General features: G+C 65.2%; 26 protein-coding genes and 1 tRNA gene. 13 read left to right on the top strand and 14 right to left on the bottom strand.

Annotated elements, in window-relative coordinates:
* Both ABDZ92_RS16330 and ABDZ92_RS16325 read left to right on the top strand, forming a co-directional pair.
* Window positions 1-485 (top strand): hypothetical protein (locus ABDZ92_RS16330; protein ID WP_343763915.1); only part of this gene is annotated, 485 nt, incomplete at its 5' end.
* Window positions 486-857: 372 nt separating this feature from the next.
* Window positions 858-1,190 carry an immunity 53 family protein gene (locus ABDZ92_RS16325; protein ID WP_261271381.1) on the top strand — a complete coding sequence of 111 codons (333 nt, stop codon included), beginning with the start codon at window positions 858-860 and terminating at the stop codon, window positions 1,188-1,190.
* A gap of 217 nt (window positions 1,191-1,407) precedes the next feature.
* Here the strand turns inward: ABDZ92_RS16325 and tnpC are convergent, their stop codons facing one another.
* The 5 genes from tnpC to ABDZ92_RS16300 all read right to left on the bottom strand — a co-directional run bounded on the left by tnpC (window position 1,408) and on the right by ABDZ92_RS16300 (window position 4,695).
* Window positions 1,408-3,039, bottom strand: coding sequence for an IS66 family transposase (tnpC, locus tag ABDZ92_RS16320; RefSeq protein ID WP_084281026.1), 1,632 nt, complete (start codon window positions 3,037-3,039; stop codon window positions 1,408-1,410).
* Between the two features lie 56 nt (window positions 3,040-3,095).
* Window positions 3,096-3,449, bottom strand: coding sequence for an IS66 family insertion sequence element accessory protein TnpB (gene tnpB, locus ABDZ92_RS16315; RefSeq protein WP_084281025.1), 354 nt, complete (start codon window positions 3,447-3,449; stop codon window positions 3,096-3,098).
* Complete coding sequence (tnpA, locus tag ABDZ92_RS16310; RefSeq protein WP_084281024.1) at window positions 3,446-3,907, bottom strand: IS66-like element accessory protein TnpA; 462 nt, start codon at window positions 3,905-3,907, stop codon at window positions 3,446-3,448. Before tnpA ends, tnpB begins: the two co-directional genes overlap by 4 nt.
* 204 nt (window positions 3,908-4,111) lie before the next feature.
* Entirely contained in the window at window positions 4,112-4,303 is a 192-nt protein-coding gene (locus tag ABDZ92_RS16305; RefSeq protein ID WP_125959967.1) for a DUF6771 family protein, read from the bottom strand.
* A 116-nt stretch (window positions 4,304-4,419) separates the two neighbouring features.
* Window positions 4,420-4,695, bottom strand: a complete 276-nt coding sequence (locus ABDZ92_RS16300; RefSeq protein WP_125959968.1) for a hypothetical protein — start codon at window positions 4,693-4,695, stop codon at window positions 4,420-4,422.
* 156 nt (window positions 4,696-4,851) lie between these two features.
* On the opposite strand from ABDZ92_RS16300, the gene ABDZ92_RS16295 reads away from it, so the two are divergent.
* Window positions 4,852-5,139, top strand: a complete 288-nt coding sequence (locus ABDZ92_RS16295) for a hypothetical protein (RefSeq protein ID WP_125959969.1) — start codon at window positions 4,852-4,854, stop codon at window positions 5,137-5,139.
* A gap of 75 nt (window positions 5,140-5,214) precedes the next feature.
* Here ABDZ92_RS16295 and ABDZ92_RS16290 read toward each other — a convergent pair whose 3' ends face one another.
* Window positions 5,215-6,987: an RNA-directed DNA polymerase gene (locus ABDZ92_RS16290; protein WP_125959970.1), complete on the bottom strand. Its 1,773-nt coding sequence runs from the start codon at window positions 6,985-6,987 to the stop codon at window positions 5,215-5,217.
* A gap of 139 nt (window positions 6,988-7,126) precedes the next feature.
* Entirely contained in the window at window positions 7,127-7,912 is a 786-nt protein-coding gene (locus ABDZ92_RS16285; RefSeq protein ID WP_125959971.1) for a tellurite resistance TerB family protein, read from the bottom strand.
* 581 nt (window positions 7,913-8,493) lie between these two features.
* On the opposite strand from ABDZ92_RS16285, the gene ABDZ92_RS16280 reads away from it, so the two are divergent.
* The 9 genes from ABDZ92_RS16280 (at window position 8,494) to ABDZ92_RS16240 (ending at window position 12,178) form a co-directional block, all read left to right on the top strand.
* Window positions 8,494-8,631 carry a hypothetical protein gene (locus tag ABDZ92_RS16280; RefSeq protein WP_272695321.1) on the top strand — a complete coding sequence of 46 codons (138 nt, stop codon included), beginning with the start codon at window positions 8,494-8,496 and terminating at the stop codon, window positions 8,629-8,631.
* 75 nt (window positions 8,632-8,706) lie between these two features.
* Window positions 8,707-9,012, top strand: a complete 306-nt coding sequence (locus ABDZ92_RS16275) for a transcriptional regulator (RefSeq protein ID WP_125959972.1) — start codon at window positions 8,707-8,709, stop codon at window positions 9,010-9,012.
* 35 nt (window positions 9,013-9,047) lie between these two features.
* Window positions 9,048-9,503 carry a hypothetical protein gene (locus ABDZ92_RS16270; protein ID WP_125959973.1) on the top strand — a complete coding sequence of 152 codons (456 nt, stop codon included), beginning with the start codon at window positions 9,048-9,050 and terminating at the stop codon, window positions 9,501-9,503.
* On the top strand, window positions 9,500-9,835 hold the full coding sequence (locus ABDZ92_RS16265) for an Ogr/Delta-like zinc finger protein (RefSeq protein WP_125959974.1): 336 nt from the start codon (window positions 9,500-9,502) through the stop codon (window positions 9,833-9,835). Before ABDZ92_RS16270 ends, ABDZ92_RS16265 begins: the two co-directional genes overlap by 4 nt.
* 113 nt (window positions 9,836-9,948) lie before the next feature.
* A complete protein-coding gene (locus ABDZ92_RS16260) occupies window positions 9,949-10,410 on the top strand; it encodes a hypothetical protein (protein WP_125959975.1) in 462 nt (153 codons plus the stop codon).
* Window positions 10,407-10,553 (top strand): hypothetical protein, encoded by a 147-nt coding sequence (locus ABDZ92_RS16255; protein ID WP_164521209.1) that lies wholly within the window; start codon window positions 10,407-10,409, stop codon window positions 10,551-10,553. The genes ABDZ92_RS16260 and ABDZ92_RS16255 overlap by 4 nt, the downstream gene beginning before the upstream one ends.
* Complete coding sequence (locus ABDZ92_RS16250) at window positions 10,553-10,846, top strand: hypothetical protein (protein ID WP_272695320.1); 294 nt, start codon at window positions 10,553-10,555, stop codon at window positions 10,844-10,846. The genes ABDZ92_RS16255 and ABDZ92_RS16250 overlap by 1 nt, the downstream gene beginning before the upstream one ends.
* Window positions 10,843-11,097: a hypothetical protein gene (locus ABDZ92_RS16245; RefSeq protein ID WP_164521210.1), complete on the top strand. Its 255-nt coding sequence runs from the start codon at window positions 10,843-10,845 to the stop codon at window positions 11,095-11,097. Before ABDZ92_RS16250 ends, ABDZ92_RS16245 begins: the two co-directional genes overlap by 4 nt.
* The gene (locus ABDZ92_RS16240) at window positions 11,081-12,178 is read left to right on the top strand and encodes a tyrosine-type recombinase/integrase (RefSeq protein WP_164521211.1); all 1,098 of its coding nucleotides are present in this window, start codon (window positions 11,081-11,083) and stop codon (window positions 12,176-12,178) included. Before ABDZ92_RS16245 ends, ABDZ92_RS16240 begins: the two co-directional genes overlap by 17 nt.
* Before the next feature lie 16 nt (window positions 12,179-12,194).
* Here the strand turns inward: ABDZ92_RS16240 and ABDZ92_RS16235 are convergent.
* Both ABDZ92_RS16235 and ABDZ92_RS16230 read right to left on the bottom strand, forming a co-directional pair.
* Window positions 12,195-12,269, bottom strand: a tRNA-Gln gene (locus tag ABDZ92_RS16235).
* A 46-nt stretch (window positions 12,270-12,315) separates the two neighbouring features.
* Window positions 12,316-13,416 (bottom strand): branched-chain amino acid aminotransferase, encoded by a 1,101-nt coding sequence (locus ABDZ92_RS16230; RefSeq protein ID WP_125959978.1) that lies wholly within the window; start codon window positions 13,414-13,416, stop codon window positions 12,316-12,318.
* Between the two features lie 76 nt (window positions 13,417-13,492).
* Here ABDZ92_RS16230 and ABDZ92_RS16225 point away from each other — a divergent pair, with 76 nt between their 5' ends.
* Entirely contained in the window at window positions 13,493-13,984 is a 492-nt protein-coding gene (locus tag ABDZ92_RS16225; protein WP_125959979.1) for a MarR family winged helix-turn-helix transcriptional regulator, read from the top strand.
* Here ABDZ92_RS16225 and proC read toward each other — a convergent pair whose 3' ends face one another.
* The 5 genes from proC to ABDZ92_RS16200 all read right to left on the bottom strand — a co-directional run bounded on the left by proC (window position 13,985) and on the right by ABDZ92_RS16200 (window position 17,116).
* On the bottom strand, window positions 13,985-14,797 hold the full coding sequence (proC, locus tag ABDZ92_RS16220) for a pyrroline-5-carboxylate reductase (protein ID WP_125959980.1): 813 nt from the start codon (window positions 14,795-14,797) through the stop codon (window positions 13,985-13,987).
* The gene (locus tag ABDZ92_RS16215) at window positions 14,794-15,294 is read right to left on the bottom strand and encodes a type III secretion system chaperone family protein (RefSeq protein ID WP_125959981.1); all 501 of its coding nucleotides are present in this window, start codon (window positions 15,292-15,294) and stop codon (window positions 14,794-14,796) included. The genes proC and ABDZ92_RS16215 overlap by 4 nt, the downstream gene beginning before the upstream one ends.
* Before the next feature lie 107 nt (window positions 15,295-15,401).
* The gene (locus ABDZ92_RS16210; RefSeq protein ID WP_125959982.1) at window positions 15,402-15,701 is read right to left on the bottom strand and encodes an accessory factor UbiK family protein; all 300 of its coding nucleotides are present in this window, start codon (window positions 15,699-15,701) and stop codon (window positions 15,402-15,404) included.
* 20 nt (window positions 15,702-15,721) lie between these two features.
* The gene (locus tag ABDZ92_RS16205; protein WP_125959983.1) at window positions 15,722-16,276 is read right to left on the bottom strand and encodes a TspO/MBR family protein; all 555 of its coding nucleotides are present in this window, start codon (window positions 16,274-16,276) and stop codon (window positions 15,722-15,724) included.
* 84 nt (window positions 16,277-16,360) lie between these two features.
* Window positions 16,361-17,116: a TlyA family RNA methyltransferase gene (locus ABDZ92_RS16200; protein WP_125959984.1), complete on the bottom strand. Its 756-nt coding sequence runs from the start codon at window positions 17,114-17,116 to the stop codon at window positions 16,361-16,363.
* Window positions 17,117-17,156 lie beyond the last annotated feature (40 nt).

The following is a 17,156-nucleotide window of genomic DNA, read 5'->3' as shown; positions in this document are numbered from 1 at the left end:
CTTCTCCGCAATCGCCCTCGCTGCCACCGTCATCTTCTGGCTGTGATCAACGAGTCCTGACCCTAGCAAAAATCCGGGCCGATAATAAGTTCAAAGCGTCTGTAATGGCCGAGCTGGCGAACTCGCCCGATCAACTCGACGTATCGATACTTGTACGAGAGTACATGGAAGGCTTGGCGCAGGTACACGAGAACGTTCGATCCTCATTTAGAACTGAACTAGATGACGGAAGCGATGCTATACGTACTGCGATTACGCAATATGCGGCGGTGAACGCTGGCGATGTCGTGGGCCTGAGCGTTGCCGAGTTTGATGACGCACAGGGAACCGCCACCACTTATCAAAATATCTTCACAGACTTATCAGATCGGATTCAAAGACTGATGCAACGAAATCGCAACCTTGTAAATTTGCGACTACGTTACGTGTCTAGCGAAATTACACTGAAGCGCCAAGAAAAGCGCGTGACCGCCATCTCGCCCTAAGTGAGCCAAGGGTTGTCGGTCTAGTTGGATGCTCAAGGCGTACCAGCGGCTTCCCACCCAGGTTCTGCCGTTAGTCCCTTAGTCGCCGTTGGAGAGCCTTCCACGCAGCTTCATCCCGGGGAAAAGGATCCGCCAGGGTCGGCGGCTGCGGGGTGGCGCTGAGCCGCGGTCCGCGCTTTCCGCAAGTCCGGCAGCGAATGTGGTGGCCCAGCGCACCTAGCTGCGTGTTCCAGGAGCGGAGCATGGCGTACCGCCAGAAGCGGCGAGCATGTAAGCGTCTGCTCACCACCGTCGCGATAAGCAGTTTATCGATCGTTCCTTCCTCGCCGGCCGGCCCATTGCGGATGTAGTCGCCTTGGGTGATGCTGCGGCATGAGCGACGATAACCTCAAGTGGCTGACGCAATGGTATTTGGCGCAGTGCAATGATGATTGGGAGCATTTGTACGGCGTGAAGATCGACACGCTCGACAATCCTGGGTGGTCGCTTCGGATCGAACTGACCGGCACAGCCATGCAGGATCTGCCTTTCGAGCGAGTGGAATATGGTGAGCCTAGCGATGACTTGGCGGAGTGGCAGCGAACCGGCAGCTGGTGGGTTGCTTCCGTGCAAGGCAAAGCGTTCGAGGTTGCCTGCGGGCCGCTCGACTTATGCGAGGCTATCGGCGTGTTCCGCCGTTGGGTTGAGGCGTCAGCCGTCAGCTAATTAGGTGTTCAAAGATGATCCGCGACACGCTTTCTGAACTGGTATCTTGGTTCTCATCTGACGTAGCGAGCTACGTCGCGAAGCCGTTTCGCAAAGGCAAAAACCGGGCTCAGTTGGCGCGCCAGCCCGAAGAAACCGCAAAGCGAAAGAAGAGGCGCGCGCAACGGCAGGCAAGAGCGCGGAACCGTTAGGGTGGCCGGACCTCCGCTCCCGCCAGTTATTGAGGTTTTTGTCTACTTTCAGAGGCATGCGTTGAGAAGCGCCAAGGCGCGAGTTCGCCAATACGGTTGATGGGGTGTCCGTCGGCGATGCGGGTGAGCACGTCGCGCAGCCAGGCTTCGGGGTCGATGAAGTTGAGCCGGGCGGTCTGGATGAGGGTGTAGATCGCCGCTGCGCGGTCACCGCCCTTGTCCGAGCCGGCGAAGAGGTAGTTCTTGCGGCCGAGCGCGACGGGACGGAGGCAGTTCTCGGCACGGTTGTTGTCCGCTTCGAGCCGGGCATCGTCGCAGAAGCGGGTCAGCGCCTCGCGCCGCTTCACGGCATAGCGGATGCCGTCGGCCAGCGCGCCCTTGCCCGAGATGCGTCGCATGGTGTCCTCGGCCCAGTTGAAGAAGCCGTCCACGCCGACCCTGACGACCTGCCGGCGCGCGAGCCGGTCCTCCAGCGGCAGCCCGCGTCCGAGTTCCTCCGCCTCATACATCAGGTCGACCATGCTGACGCCGGTACGCGCCGTCGTTGAGCCTGTCGCCTTCCACACGTCGTAGATCTTGCGCCGGACATGCGCCCAGCACGCCACCTCTACGATGGGGCCAGGCTGCCGGCGTCCATCGTACAGCTGGTCGTAGCCCGCATAGCCGTCCGCTTGCAGGAAGCCGCTGAAGCTGGCGAGATGCGCGCGCGGTCGCTCGCCCTTGCGGTCGGGCGTGTAGAAATATGCCGCTGCCGGCGGGCCGATGCCCTGCCAGCCCCGGTCGTCGCGAGCGTACACCCACAGCCTGCCGGTCTTGGTCTTGCCGGTGCCCGGTGCTAGCACCGGCACGGGCGTGTCGTCGGTGTGAATCTTGTCGGCCGCGAACACGTGCTGGCGGACGTGGTCGACCAGCGGCTGGAGCAGCCAGCTGACCTGGCCCACCCAGTCCGCCATGGTCGAGCGGTCGATTTCGACGCCTTCCCGAGCGTAGATCTCTGCCTGCCGGTAGAGCGGCAGATGGTCGGCATACTTCGACACCAGCACGTGCGCGAGCAGGCCGGGACCAGCCTTGCCGCGCGGAATGGGCAGCGCCGGAGCCGGCGACTGGGTGATGGCGTCGCACCGCTGGCAGGCGAGCTTGGGGCGGACGTGGCGCACGACCTGGAAGCGGCCGGGCACATACTCCAGAACCTCGGTCACGTCCTCGCCAAGCGCCGACATCGTCCCGCCGCACGCGCCGCAGCCATCGGCATGCGGAGCGGCGTGGACGACCTCGTGGCGCGGCAGATGGTCGGGCAGCGGCAGGCGCTTCGGTTTCCGCTTCTCGCGGGTGGGTGCCGGCACGCCGGTGTCAGCGGATGCGCTGGTCGCCTCGGCCTCGAACGTCTCCAACTCCTCCAGCCGCAGCTCCAGCTGCTCGATCTCGCGTGTCAGCCGCTCGGACGACTGGCCGAACTGCATGCGCCGGAGCCGTGCAAGCTGGACCTTGAGCTTCTCGATCTCCAGCGCGGTCAGCTGAATGGTCGCCTTGGCCGCACGGAGCTCGGCCGCGGTGCTGGCCAGCTCCGCAGCAGTGGCTGCGTGTTGGGCCTGCAACACCTGTGTAAAGGCGCGCAGTTCGTCCGGGTCGGAGGGAAGATCGACCATCGCCAGCGACATGGCCCATTCTATCACCGGCCCGACTCGGGCCAAGCAAAAAGGACGAAAAGCGCCGTTCAGACGAGGGTCGGCGCCGTCACCGGGGCCGGTGCCACAGTGCGCCGCCAGTCGATGCCCTCGATGAGCAGGGCCAGCTGCGCGGGGCTGAGCACGATGCCGCCATCGACCAGTGGCGGCCACACGAACCGGCCCTTCTCCAGCCGCTTGGCGAACAGGCACATGCCCGAGCCGTCCCAGTAGAGCGCCTTGAGATAGTCGCCGCGCTTGCCCCGAAACAGGAACAGATGACCCGAGTACGGGTCGGCGTTGAGCACCTGGCTGGCGAGCGCGGTCAGCCCGTCGAAGCCCTTCTGCATGCTCACCGGCTTGCAGGCGAGATAGACCTTGGTGCCGGGCGCCAGCGCTATCACAACGCATGCCCCAGCGCCCGCAGCACGCGGGCGAGCGCCTTCTCGTTGACGTAGCTGTCGACCGACAGCCGCACCCCGGTCGGCAGGTCGATGTCGATGCCGCCCGGTCGTGGCCCCGGATGCGGGCGGACCAGTTCTTCTGCCGGTACGGCAGAAGGCACCGGCTTGGCGGGTGCCGGGGCGGGCGTCGCAGGCGTAAGCGCCATAGCGAGCTCTGCGCACGCGGCGTCCGTCACCACGCCATACGGGATGAACTGCAACGGCTCGCTGGCGATGCTCACCGCCTTCCGCTGCGCCGACCGCCAGTTGTAGATGAGGCTCTCGGCAATGCCGAGCCGTCGGGACACCTCGCGCACCGTCACGCCCGGCGCCGACGCCTCGGCAACCACCGCCGCCTTCTCCGCCTCGCTATAGGTCCGCCGGCGCTCCGTCCGGGCAATGACCTCCATCCGCCCCATCTCCTGACCTCCTTCTGGACTCCAGAAGGAGACCACCACAGGTCAGGACATCAACGGCTACGCGACAGTCGGCAACACGCGGCTAACCGGACGGTTACGCGAGCATCGAAAACATGCTCTGCACCACATGAGCAGCGGACACGCAGGTTCGCGCGGTGCTTCGTCAGGTCGCTCAGGCTGTCCAGCCGGGTATTCGCGGACACCTCAGAGCGGCAGCGGCATCTGCCGTGCGTCGTGGGCCGCCTGCGGACGCGCTAAGGCGTCGAGGATCGTCTCAGCCAGTTCGGCCGCGGCTCTCTCGCGCAGGCGCTGGTTGGGCGCCGTGAGCCCCATGCGGGCCCACCCCGGGGCGTGAAGGAGTGTCTGCGCGAGGCTGGAGGAGTCGGGGGTCGTCATGGCCCGCGTTCTCGTCTTGTTCCGCGATTCGTGCAAGCTGCTTTATGGCGCCGTAGGGGCTGCGGGTGATGTTGAAGGCCGGCGCGAGCGTAAAGCAGCTTGCACTCTCACTGCTTCTACAAGCCCTCGTCATGCTCGATGCAGGCGGTAACCCTGGCGTCGAAATAGGCGAGAGCAGCGGCTCTCTTTCCCGCGGGCAGCATCGGAAGCGCGAATGGCGCGGATCTCCCCAGCGCCAGGGCGGCGCCGCAAGCGGTGTCCTCCTCTGTCTGTCGCGAACAAGCGTAGATCGCATCCTCAAGCTGGGCACTATGCACCGCCGCTGAGCAGGATCGAACGGTATCAGCCAAGCTCGGCTCTGCCAGACCGGCGGCCAGGATCGTCAGAAACATCGCGCGCCCTTTCTGTGTGCCGCCTGCCGGCTATGGATTGGCAAAGCTGGCGCCGCTCGGCAAGGCGGCGAACATCTGCGGCGTCAACCTCCGGAGCTCGCCATCTACCGCGGCGACGGCGATCGGCACGACTATCAGCTGCAGAAGCAGGAAGAGGTGACCGGCGTCACCGCCAGCTGGCACGATCGCGGCGCCGCGAAGAAACAGTCGGTGACGGTCCGCAAGAAGGACGGTGCCCGCATGCTGTCCCGCACCTATGCCAACGAAGCGGACGCCAAGGCGGCGGCCGAGAGCAGCCGCGCCGCGCGCCAGCCGCGCACGCTGGGGCTGAACCTCGCCCTAGGCCGTGCCGACATCAAGCCGGAACAGCCGGTGACGGTCGCCGGGTTCAAGCCTGCGTTTGACGCGCAGCGCTGGGCGATCGTGGGCTTTAGACGTAAGTGAAGCTGGAAAGCAGGCAGGACGACGAGTCACCGAAAGAATCGCGAGAATGCCCGAAGCCCGACAAAGTCCGCTGGATTATAATGGGGCCTCCTCATCATCATCCTCATCGAAGAAGCCTGTATCGAAGGCACCAGGAGTCCCCCAGTCCGAGACATCCCCGCCATAATCTTCGCCGAGTTTCTCATATCGCCGTTGGTAGCGCGGTATTCTCGACTCGAACCGAATCGCCCCGGGTAATGTCGCAGAACGGCGCCCGGCTAAGCTCGTCTCGAGTAAATGGTCGATCGTTGGGAGCTCCAGAGCCACGTTTGTTGCCGTTGCATCAAAGAATGAGACGCCAAGATCTCGCAGAATACGGAAATGCGGATCGGCACCTACTGCTGCTTCCGCGCCCGGCAAGGCCCAGCTCTTGCGGATACCGGCTTCATAAACCAGCATCCAATGCTCACCCCGCAGGTCTCCGGCATCTACAGTGCCAGTCCACTCCGAGACTGCACCCCGACCTGTCAGCAGCGTGCGGCTGCGTAGCATCAGAACAAGACAAGCACACAGACTGTTTTCTACCCTAGCCACTGCCCTGGTCGCAGCTTCTCCCAGCCGAATAGATAGCGATCGGCAAAGCCATAACGTCCAAGCCACTTCATAGTGATGATTGTAAGGAGCATGCTCCTCGATCATACTTTCTGCAAAGTATTTTACACGCTCACTAATCTGGTACCCGGCCGCAGCATAGCTACATAGCAACTTAACAACTGAGTCGAGGCAATTTGAGTTTTCCCGAGCCACTCGCAGGAGAAAAGGCTCGTATATGTCCCAGTTTTCCCGAAGTACGAGAGTTCTAGACGTTTTTCGCACCGCAAACGATGCGATACTCTCGTCAGGGAGTGATTTGGAATGTCGAATTACCTCAGTGAAAAAACGCATCAAGTTTCGACGCTGCTCCTCCGGAGAACGTGCGATCCCTAACTGCGTGATATCACCCGGCCAGCTTTCTTCATTGAAGCTAAGCGCATCAACGATCTGCGTTTTGGAGGCGTTTAGCTGTAGACCGAAGTTCAGTACGGCCTCTCGAAGGGCAGCGAGAAAGGCTTCCGCATCAACATGCGAGCGGAAGCAAAGAAAAAAGTCGTCCATGTAGCGATAACCGCCAACAACCCGCCCGAAATTAACAGAGCCGACGTGCTCCTCGATTGCGCACAAGATCAGTTCGGATATGATACGCGAACTGTCGGGTCCCACGGGAATACCGATGGTCTGACCATCTTGGCAGGCACGTAACAGCGCATCGAGGCGGTTACCGTACATTGCGGGATCGGCTGGGTTGCGATTACGCTTCGCAATCCTTTTACCATGCAGAGCCCATGGAATCGAGTGAGTGTAAATAGCATGATAGAAGCTAAGTACATCAGTTTGGAGAATGGCGCGAGCCGTTGCATACGCCTGAATGCGTTTCTCGCTGAGTAGTGAAAGTTTTGGCATGTTCACAGCCCGCTTCCCAACCGCCTCGATTTTGGCTGGTGTAAGGCTTATTGATGAGCGGTCGTATATGCGCTCAAAGTCGTCTTGGTGGTCCGTGATTGCGGAAGAAAGATAGTACTGATTTACAGGATTGGGCACACCGAGCATCCGCCTAGAGTGTCCTTTACGCGCCATGTCAAACTGCGCATAGTTGCTGACCGGTGGATACGCCCGACGCTGCTGCGCGTTGAGTCCAGCTTCATATTCCCCCCATATTCGGGAAATATCGGCGATCTTTTCGGCGAAGTTCCTACTGGTGAATGGGGGCGGCAGCTCCTTGGGCAAATAGCCGCGAGCTAAGAGCGCCTCCAGGCGTTCATCCCGTGTCACCAGAAGAGCTCCCCTTCAGCGCAGCACCGTTGATCATCGAACCCCAAAGAAGGACGACCCGCTGCCACCGGACGCGGAGCCGCATGATCATCAGGATCTCGCTGACAAACAGCGCACCAGTTGCATCTTGTCGGTACATTTACCGTGCTAGGCGCCGCGCCCCAGCTTCCACAGCAACCGCTTCCTCCATGCACTCGGCATAGCATGCCGCCCACCGGTGCTCGTCCTCACAGATGACGCCATCGGCGGCGATCACCCGCTGCACGTACTGCGTCAGCACCGCCCGAGAGGTGCTGCTGTGCGCGTACTGCCGGATGGCGCTTTCAAACACCTCGCCATCGGGCGCGAGCCGGCGGGCGTGCGCGACGATCCGGTCGAGCGGCGGTGATCCTTCCCACTCCTTCCGCAGCCACAGCGAACAGATGAAATCTTCGATCGTCTGCGTCTCCAGCGGGTGCCATTGGCCGTCGCAACGCGCCATGAACGCCAGCACGTTCAAGCCGGCGACGATCAGCGACTTTCGCGGCGATGTGGTGTCCCACATATCCGCCAGCGGCTTGGCTGCGCTGACCGTAAAGCGCTCGAAATAGGAACCGTCGCCGAGCGAGGCTCCCGTCTCCGCGTCGCATACCTCCATGATCCGGTCGCAGCGAAAGAGCTTGTAACGCCTGGAGTTGCCGCAGATCGCGCCGACGGACGCGTTGCCGCCGATTGTGAGATAGCGACGGCAGGTTATCAGACGCTCGGTGACCGCACCGTCTTTATCCGCATATTCGATGACGCACATGAACCCGGCAATCGCCTGCGGTTCGTCCGAATCTGTCGGCGCGTCGGGAAGCGTGTCGACGTCCTCGCAGTCCAGCAACGCCGTGAGACCAGGCGGCAGAACCGCCTCCTTAACCGCGAACTCCTGAAGTGCCCCCATGCTCCCCCCTATCGTCGCCCCTTAGAAGCCCGCTGCTTCACCCCAGGACGTGTTCGAACATCGCGTCGCGGGCAGCGTGTTTGCCGCCGCTTTCCTACAAGACCTCGCATGGCCAAATGCGAACGGAATAGGAACACTCATCGAGCCGCTCTTGAACGAACCCGTCTTCCGAACCGCCCCTGGCTGCGAGCTTGCCTGCCTACGCTGCGAGGTCATGTGCGCGATCCTCGCTGGGACGCGGGATGATCTGTGGCGGGAGGTGGAGGCGCTGCATCGGGAACGGTCTCTGGCGCCGTCGCCTCGGGCGGAAGAGCGGTTGCAAGCCGCGCTAGGCCATTTGGAAGCCGCTGAGCGAGAATTCGCGCGAGCTCGTCCACTGGCGCCGTTCGATCGAGCGGCCGAAGCAGCCCTTCGAACATGCGCGCCAAAGCGGCCTCACTAGGCAGCATCACTGACATAGGGATTACCTGCGCGGCTGCGGGTGCCGCGCCTGCCGGCACGTCATCAACGGCCCGCCGGACCCAAGAGACCCACATGGGTACCGTCTTGAGGCGTCCATTCTCGAAAGCTGACACCGCTTGTTGGGTCAGCGAGATCGGAACGCCCGCTTCGGCAGCCTGCTCAACGGCTACGCGAGCCACATCAGCCGCCGTCCAGCCACGCCGCTGGCGCTGAGCGCGAAGCCACGCGCCTTCTTCCTCAACCGTGCTCACAGCTAGAGCTTACAAACAAATTTGTACAAGCGTCGTACAAACGGCTTGTATTCTGCTTGTATCGTTTGTACGCCGATTGCCATGGAACATGACGCTAGCATCCAAGCTTTTAAGCGTGCGGTCGGTTTGGCGGGCAGCCAAACTGCCTTCGCGAAGGCAACTGGCGCCTCTCAGCAGCTGATCTCTTACTTGCTGAAGCGGAAGCGCCCCCTATCGGCGAAGTACGTCCTCAAGGCGGAGGCTGCCTTCGGCGTTCCTCGTCATGCGCTGCGTCCCGACATCTACCCCACCGACCCTGTTTCCGCCTCTGACGCTCCAGCCGTAAAGCCAAGCGCACCGGTCGTCGCGTCGAAAGCAAACGCCGCTTTCTATGGGAAGCGCCCCTGATGGCACCGCGGACGCCCGACACTGCGGCAGACGCCGTGCTGCAGATTGCCGGCCGCATCGGCTATCCAGCGGCGGCGGCGGTCGTGGGCCGCTCGGTCGCGTGCATCCGCGACTGGACGAACGAGGCGACGACCTCCTGCCCTGGCTTCTCTCATGCGATCGCCCTCGACGCCGCATACCTCGCGTCCGGCGGCGAGAACGCGCCGCTGCATGACGCCTATGCGGCGCAGCTCAAGATCACGGTCGAGGATCGCACCGCCTGCGCGCGTGCCCTCTCAAGCGAGGTGGCCACGGCCGCCCGCGAATGTGGCGACCTGATCGCCGCCAGTTTGTCGGTCTGCCAGGCCGGCCACAGCCCCAACGATGTGCAGCGCGCATTGCTCGAAGCCGACGAGGCCGAGACTGCCGTCGCAGCCATCAAGCGCCGGCTGTTCAGTTTCCTCAGGACCGGCGCGGGGCCGGTCGGGAAAGCCGGGGGTTCCCACCAATGAGTCGTACCGCGCGTCCGCGCCAGCCTTCCTTCGATTGCCCACACTGCCGATCGCGCGCGATCGTCCGCAGCAGCGCGCAGGTCACCAGCCTGGTGCGCGAGCTGGACTATGCCTGCACCAACCACCGCTGCGGCCACACCTTCGTCGCGCAGCTGGAGGCGGTTCGCACCATCGTGCCCAGCGCGACGCCGAGCGCAGCCGTCCACCTGCCCTTCGGCAACCGCAACCTGGGGCCGAAGCGCCTGCCGGTACCGGCCAACGACGATACTCGCGAACCGGCAAATGAGGACGGCCCCAGCGCCGCCCAGGCGCCCGATCCCATGAGCGGCTGATCCGCGGCGGCCCCCGCCGCCCTCCCGCTCCTCCCCGACTGCCCTGTTCACCCGGCTTTGCACCCCGCTGCCGGCATCGCCCCCGCTTTGCCCTGTTCCCGAAAGGATGCCCCATGCTGCACCGTCACGCCTTCGCCACGCCGCCGCGCAAGCGGTTCCTCCCCCGCATCCCCGACGCGCAGCCGCTGACGCCAGAGGGCTATCTGCGCCTGCGCCGCAAGGCCGCTGGTCTTGAGATCCGCGACCTGGCCGCGCGCCTGACGGACCTGCGCACCGCGTTGGTAGAGGCCGGCGAACTGCCCGCCGGCATGCTCGTCGGCGGCGGTGACATCGTCTCGCTCCTGGTCATGCTTGAGGCGCCGGGCGTCCGCGCCCGCATGCGCGAGACGCTCGACGCGATCGCCACGGTGATGCCGTTCGATGCCGACGTCTACCAGCAGCTCGCTGATGCAGACCAGCGTCGCCATCCGCGCGTCTGCCGCGGCTGCGGCACCTCGGCCCACGATCATGACATGCCCAGCTGGGCGACGGCGACCAGCTGCACCCGCTGCGATCCCGCTGGAGAGGGGCTGTGACCGCCCGCCGTGTTCTCAAGCGGCGGGAGATGACCCGCCGCACCTTGCGTGCCCTGGTGATCGCCGGTGGCATCGTGGTGGCGATGCTCTGCATCCCGGCGCTCATCGTAAAGACGTTCGCCGATGCGAAGGGTCAACGGTGATGGGCGCGCGCGTCGCTGGGGAGAGCGAGCCTAAAAACAGGCTCAGCATGGGCGATCGTGCCCGCCGCATAACGCTGCTGCGGGAGGCGGCCGACCTGTTCGGCACAGCCCGCGCCGCAGCTGCACTCGGCATCGAGCGCCGCTCGTTCCGCGCCAAGCTCGAGGCGAGCCGCGGCGTTGCGGTCCACGACTTGTACGCCATCGCAGATGGGCTCGATCGCCACGCAGCCGCTGCGGCCGCGCACGCCGCCGCCATCCGCGACAACCTGAAAGATCGAAAGGATACCGCATGAGTGCGGAATTCGACCCGCAGGCGCGCCTGCAGAGCAAGGCCGGCATCTGCGCGTACCTCGGCCACATCAGCACGGCGACCTATGACATATGGGCGCAGAAGGGCCTGGTGCCCGGCCCCGTGCGCGGCACCAACCGCTACGACGTGCGCGCGCACGACCAGCTGCTCGACCGCCATGCGCGCCTGGACGCCGGCACCACCACCCTCTCGCCGCTCGAACAGTGGGAGGTGGAACATGCGCGTGCCGCTTAAGGGGGTCTACGCCAGTAAGAAGAAGCTCGCGGACGGCACGCGCCGGACCTACTACTTCCTGCGCGGGTTCGGCGCCATCAAGCCGCTTGAAGGGGACGAGGCCGAAGAGTTCGCGCCCGGCACCCCTGCGTTCATGCGGGCCTTCCACGCAGCGATCCAGGCGCCCCGCATCGCCCGCACCCACGGCACCCTGCAGGCGATCATCGACGGATACCAGCGGTCGCCCCAGTATCTGAAGCTCGCGCCCAGGACGAAGCGCGACTACGACGCCGCGCTGCTGCGCATCGGCGAGCGGTTCGGCAACCACCCACTGGCGGTGATCGAAGACCCGAAGATCCGGGTGCGCTTTCTCCAGTGGCGCGACGATCGCGCCAAGACGTCTGCGCGCCAGGCGGACGCCGTGTTGGGCGTGCTCCGCATCGTGCTGGAATGGGGTCGCGATCGTGGCCTATTGATGCACAACCACGCCACGCGCCCGAAGAAGGTCTACAAGGCGGATCGCGCGGACAAGCTTTGGCTGCCGCCCGACATCGCAGCGCTACGGGAAGCCGCCGAGCCTGAAATTAGGCTCGCCTTCGAACTGGCGCTGGGCACCGGCCAGCGTAAGGGCGACCTCCTGGCGCTGCCGTGGACGGCCTACGATGGCCAGCGCATCCGGCTGCGCCAAGCCAAGCGCAACCGCATGATCGACATGCCGGTCACGCAGTCGCTGAAGGCGCTCCTCGATGCGCAGCCGCGCACCGCCAAGACGATCCTGACCCGCAACGGCAAGCCGTGGGGAAAGGTCAACTTCGATCACCGCTGGCGCGAGACGGTCGTGCGCGCCGGTCGCGACGGGCTCCACTTCCACGACCTGCGCGGCACCGCCTGCACGATCTTAGCGCAGGCCGGCGCCACGCCATCGGAAATCGCCGCCATGTTGGGTTGGACCGTCTCCACGGTCGCCCGGATGCTCGATCTCTACCAGGCCATGACCGCGTCGCTGAGCGATTCGGCGGTCGCAAAACTCGAAGCGCGCAACGCGCAGTTGCGGAACGAGGTGCGGAACGCGCCCGAAGCGCACACCGGAAAAGAGGTATAAATGTATAGAAATCAAATGGCTGGGGCGGCAGGATTCGAACCTGCGAATGCCGGTACCAAAAACCGGTGCCTTACCGCTTGGCGACGCCCCAACAGCCGCGGGGCCTTATACCGGCCCCGGGCGTGGTGGGAAGGGGGTTATGCGTCGATCCGCTCGAGCCAGCCGTACGGATCCTCCGTGCGGCCGCGCTGTAGGTTCACCAACGTATCGCGCAGCGCGATCGTACGCTCGCCCGGGCCGCCGTTGCCGATCGAGAAGCTGCCCTGCGGCGAGGATACCTTGCCGATCGGGGTCACCACCGCAGCGGTGCCGCAGGCGAATGCTTCGCGAAGCCGGCCGCTGCGGGCATCTGCCTCCCACTGGTCGATCCCATAGCGCTCCTCGCGCACCGTGATCCCCTGGTCGCGCGCGATGCGCAGGATGGAGTCGCGGGTGATGCCGGGCAGGATCGTGCCGGTCAGCGGCGGCGTCAGCATGCTGCCGTCGTCGAACACGAAGAAGATGTTCATGCCGCCCAGTTCCTCGACCCAGCGGCGCTCGGCTGCATCGAGGAAGACGACCTGGTCGCAGCCCTGGCGGATCGCCTCCGCCTGCGCCACCAGGCTGCCCGCATAGTTGCCGCCGCACTTCGCATCACCGGTGCCGCCCGGCGCTGCGCGCGTATACTCCTGGGAGACCCACAGCGACACGCTCGGCGCGCCGCCCTTGAAATAGGCGCCGACCGAGGATGCGAGCACGATGTAGAGATACTCGGCCGAGGGCTTCACGCCCAGGAACACCTCGCTCGCGAACATGAACGGGCGCAGGTAGAGCGCCCCGCCCTCGCCCTCGGGGATCCAGTCCCGCTCGACCAGCGAGAGCTCCCGGCACGACGCGAGGAACAGCTCCTCGGGCAGTTCCGGCATCGCCATGCGGCGCGCCGAACGACGGAAGCGCTTCGCATTCTCTTCCGGACGGAAAAGGCCGACGCCGCCGTCCTCGAGCCGGTACGCCTTCAGCCCCTCGAAGATTTCCTGGGCATAGTGGAGCACCGCCGCTGCGGGGTCCATCTGCACGGGGCCGCGCGCGACGATCTGCATGTCGTGCCAGCCCTTTTCGTCGGACCAGCGTGCAATCGCCATGTGATCGGTGAACACGCGACCGAAGCCCGGGCTCACCAGCTTGTCCGCACGCTCGCTGGCCGGGAGCGGCGAGGCGTTCGGCGTAAGAGGAAAGCGCGTTTCGGACTGGTCGATCATGATCTGCTCCGCAATCGGACGGCGCGGTGCCGTTCCGGCTTGCCGTGGCCTAAGCCCACTGGCAGAACAGGTCAACATGACTGTCCCAAATCGTGCAGCCTCGGCCCAGTTCCTCCGCGAGACGGAAATCCGCCGCGGCTTCGAGCTGCTCTATTTCGGGCATTCCAATCTGACCCGCGTGACCGACGCCGAGCTCGAAGCGCACAAGCTCGGCCGGGCGCATTACCGGGCCCTCTACTTCATCGCCCGCAAGCCCAGCCTGTCGGTGAGCGAACTGCTGCGGCTGCTGGCGATCACGAAGCAATCGCTGGGGCGCGTGCTGGGTGAGCTTTCCGAACGCGGACTGGTGGAAAGCCGAAGCGACGACCGGGACGCGCGCAGGCGGCTGCTGAAGCTGACGCCGGAAGGCGCTGCGCTGGAGAGCCGCCTGTATCAGCTCGTGCGGGAGCGGCTGGCGAAAGCCTATCAGACGGCCGGACCCGAAGCGGTCGCAGGGTTCTGGACGGTGCTCGAAAGCCTCATCCCGGACAGCGACCGTCCGATGATCCGGGCACTCGGCGAGCGCTGATCAGCCGCGCGCGGCGGCCGCCATCTCCGCATTGCGCCGAGCCGATGCGGCCAGCGTCTCCGCCATCAGGCGACGCAGGGCATCCTCGCGGTCGAGCACGTTGAGGCCCTCACGGGTCGAGCCGCCCGGGCTCGCGACGCGGTCGGCCAGCGTCGCGGGCGGAGCGTCCGTTCCGCTGGCCAATGCTCCCGCGCCTTCGACGGTCGCAATCGCCAGGCGTCGCGCCTGGTCCTCCGGAAGGCCGAGCGCCGCGCCCGCCGCCGCCATCGCGTCGATGAAGCGGAAGACGAAGCCGGGGCCGCATCCGGACAGCGCGGTCACCGCATCGAAGAGCCTCTCCTCCCCAATCCATTCGACGGTGCCGAGCGGCGCCATCAGCGCCGTCGCCGCACCGCGTAGCCTCTCATCGGTGCTATCGCTGTGCAACGCCACCACACCCTTGCCGATCGACACCGGCAGGTTCGGCATCGCGCGCACGATGGCATCCGCCTGGAATCGCGCCCCAAGCGCTGCATTCTCCACGCCTGCCAGGATCGACAGCAGAAGCCTGGGGCGGACCTGTGCAACCGCCGTCTGCGCGATGATGTCGAGCTGCTGCGGCTTCACCCCCAGCATCATGGTCGCTGGTGCGGGCGCGTCGGCAGGCACCTCCGTCAGCACGCGAATGCCGTCGATCGGCAGCGTGCCGTTGCGATTGATGACGGTGACGTCAGCCGCAGACACGTGGCCGGTGTCCAGCCAACGGCGCAGCATCGCTCCGGCCATGTTGCCACATCCGACCAGCCAGATCGGTCCGGCGAGCGGCTGCGTCACGCCTCGCCCCGCGTCTCGATCATCGAGGCGGCGATTGCTTCTCGCGGAGACTTGCCGCCCCACAACACGAACTGGAACACCGGATAGAAGCGCTCGCACTCGTCGATCGCGGTATCGACCAGAACCTCGGCCTGCTCCAGCGAGAGCGCCGCTTCCTCGACGTCGATCATCGCAGCATGGCGGAACAGCAGGATGCCGCTCGACGACCAAAGCTCGAAGTGCCCGATCCACAACTGCTCGTTGATCAGGCCTATCGCCTCATAGATGGTCGCGCGTCGGTCGTCCGCGACGCGCACGTCCGGAAAGGCCAGGAATTGGAGCACGCCGTCGTCCGCCCGCCAGATCGCGCGCAACTCGAACTCCGTCCAGCTTCCCTTGACCTTGGCGACGATCTCATCCTCGTCGCGCTGGTGCGACCAGCCGTGCGCGGCGAAGTAGCGCTCCAACATATCGATCGGAGCGGCAGCGTCGCGATCATCCTCGGCTTCGTCGAGCATCAGGTCCTTTCCGGGTGGGCAGTCGTCATGGTTCGGAAATGCCAAGCGGCGCGCACCGACACAAGGTCGACGCGCGCCGCTTGGTCCAGAAAGCTGGGGAAAACCCGTTAGCCGATGCTGTCGCCCGCAAGCGGTTCCGCCGCCGCCGGCGCGGCGCCTCCAGCAGCGAGCTTCGCCTCCAGCGCTTCCAGTCGAGCCTTCAGGCCATCTGCCTCGTCCCGCGCGGCAACGGCCATCGCCTTCACGACCTCGAACTCGTCACGGCTGACGAAGTCGAGCCCGCCGACGAATTCACGCACTCGCTCGCGCGCTGCGCTTTCGCCCTCACGCGCCATGCCAGCCAGCGTGCCGGCAGCACCGTTCACGAACTTGGCGAAATCGTCGAAGATCCGGTTTTCGGATTGCATGTGTCAGGTCCTTCCCGCGTCTAGATCGCCATTTGGGCAGACGAGGTCGCGGGCACAAGGGTTTCGGCACCCGGATTACGCTGATCGATCTCCCAGGTGAGCGCCGTCGCCAGGGTCAGCCACGCGACATAGGGCACGAAAAGCAGCGCCGCACGCGGGCGGATCCGGGCAAACAGCCAAGCCGTAAGCGCCACCACAACAAGCAGCACCAGGATCAACGCCAGAGCCGCGGACACCCGATGCGCTCCGAAGAACAGAGGCATCCAGGCGAGGTTGAGCACCAGTTGCACCACAAAGGCGCTGACGGCGATCCCACGCCCGCGCGCGCCTCGCGCGTCGAGCACCATGGCCAAGGCCACGCCCAGCAGCAGGTAGATCAGCGTCCAGGCGATAGGAAAGGCCCAGTCCGGGGGCGTGAACCACGGCTTTGCCAAGGCGGCGTACCAGGCGTTCTGGGATCCCGCGGGAACCAGGCTGCCGGCCACCAGTCCCAGGAGGAGGACGAGCGGCACGGTCACGATCGCCCACCGCAGGAATCCCGCACGCAGTTGCGCTCTGGAAGCGATCTCGTTCACGCGCTCAATCCTGTTCATCCGGTCGCGTTGTCTGCGGTGCGGCCGGGTGCAATGCAAGCCGGAGCCGCCACTCAGAGCCTGTCCCTATTCGGGACCGCTGCCCTCGTCGGGAGCATGAGCTGCGATGAGGAACTCGACGTTGCCTTCGGGACCGGTGATGGGGCTCTGCGTCACGCCCTCCACCTGCCAGCCGCGACCGGTGAGCCAGTTCGCCACCTCCTCGCACACGCGCGCGTGCACGGCGGGATCGCGGACGACGCCGCCCTTGCCCACCTCCGCGCGCCCGGCCTCGAACTGCGGCTTCACCAGCGCGAGCAACCGTGCGCCCGGCTTCGCGAACCCCATCGGCACGTCGAGCACCTTGGCGAGCGCGATGAAGCTCGCGTCGCAGACGATCAGGTCCACCCCCTCCGGGACATGCGTCGCGGTGAGGAGCCGCGCACTCGTCTGCTCGTGCACGATGACCCTGGGGTCCTGGCGGAGCTTCCAGGCGAGCTGGTTGGTGCCGCTGTCGACGGCATAGACGCGCGCCGCGCCGCGGGTCAGGAGCACGTCGGTGAAGCCCCCCGTGGACGAACCGACGTCGATCGCAACCGCGTTGTCGACCGTCCAGCCGAAGTGCTCGAGGCCGTGGGCGAGCTTGACCCCGCCGCGGGAAACCCAGGGATGGTCGCGCCCCCGCACGTCCAGCACGGCATCGTCCGCCAGTTGCTGGCCCGGCTTGTCGATCTTGCGATCACCGACGAACACCAGGCCGGCCATCACCAGCGCCTGCGCGCGGGTGCGGCTCTCGGCAAGGCCTCGGTCGACGAGCAGCTGGTCGGCGCGGATCTTCGGCATGGCGGCCGAATGGACCGGAACGGGTCCCTCAGGCAAGCCG

It is taken from the genome of Sphingomonas molluscorum (assembly GCF_039522995.1).
Taxonomy (GTDB): Bacteria; Pseudomonadota; Alphaproteobacteria; order Sphingomonadales; family Sphingomonadaceae; genus Sphingomonas; species Sphingomonas molluscorum.
The sequence above is the reverse complement of the archived record's forward strand: the minus strand, read 5'-3'. Positions and strand labels throughout refer to the sequence as shown.

Coding starts and splice junctions, on each gene's coding strand:
- ABDZ92_RS16250 (WP_272695320.1), top strand. CDS start 10,553: ATGGGCGCGCGCGTCGCTGGGGAGAGCGAGCCTAAAAACAGGCTCAGC.
- ABDZ92_RS16275 (WP_125959972.1), top strand. CDS start 8,707: ATGGAACATGACGCTAGCATCCAAGCTTTTAAGCGTGCGGTCGGTTTG.
- ABDZ92_RS16305 (WP_125959967.1), bottom strand. CDS start 4,303: ATGACGACCCCCGACTCCTCCAGCCTCGCGCAGACACTCCTTCACGCC.
- ABDZ92_RS16285 (WP_125959971.1), bottom strand. CDS start 7,912: ATGGGGGCACTTCAGGAGTTCGCGGTTAAGGAGGCGGTTCTGCCGCCT.
- ABDZ92_RS16325 (WP_261271381.1), top strand. CDS start 858: ATGAGCGACGATAACCTCAAGTGGCTGACGCAATGGTATTTGGCGCAG.
- ABDZ92_RS16225 (WP_125959979.1), top strand. CDS start 13,493: ATGACTGTCCCAAATCGTGCAGCCTCGGCCCAGTTCCTCCGCGAGACG.
- ABDZ92_RS16200 (WP_125959984.1), bottom strand. CDS start 17,116: ATGCCGAAGATCCGCGCCGACCAGCTGCTCGTCGACCGAGGCCTTGCC.
- ABDZ92_RS16230 (WP_125959978.1), bottom strand. CDS start 13,416: ATGATCGACCAGTCCGAAACGCGCTTTCCTCTTACGCCGAACGCCTCG.
- tnpC (WP_084281026.1), bottom strand. CDS start 3,039: ATGTCGCTGGCGATGGTCGATCTTCCCTCCGACCCGGACGAACTGCGC.
- ABDZ92_RS16215 (WP_125959981.1), bottom strand. CDS start 15,294: ATGCTCGACGAAGCCGAGGATGATCGCGACGCTGCCGCTCCGATCGAT.
- ABDZ92_RS16300 (WP_125959968.1), bottom strand. CDS start 4,695: ATGTTTCTGACGATCCTGGCCGCCGGTCTGGCAGAGCCGAGCTTGGCT.
- ABDZ92_RS16260 (WP_125959975.1), top strand. CDS start 9,949: ATGCTGCACCGTCACGCCTTCGCCACGCCGCCGCGCAAGCGGTTCCTC.
- ABDZ92_RS16240 (WP_164521211.1), top strand. CDS start 11,081: ATGCGCGTGCCGCTTAAGGGGGTCTACGCCAGTAAGAAGAAGCTCGCG.
- ABDZ92_RS16265 (WP_125959974.1), top strand. CDS start 9,500: ATGAGTCGTACCGCGCGTCCGCGCCAGCCTTCCTTCGATTGCCCACAC.
- ABDZ92_RS16210 (WP_125959982.1), bottom strand. CDS start 15,701: ATGCAATCCGAAAACCGGATCTTCGACGATTTCGCCAAGTTCGTGAAC.
- ABDZ92_RS16245 (WP_164521210.1), top strand. CDS start 10,843: ATGAGTGCGGAATTCGACCCGCAGGCGCGCCTGCAGAGCAAGGCCGGC.
- tnpA (WP_084281024.1), bottom strand. CDS start 3,907: ATGGGGCGGATGGAGGTCATTGCCCGGACGGAGCGCCGGCGGACCTAT.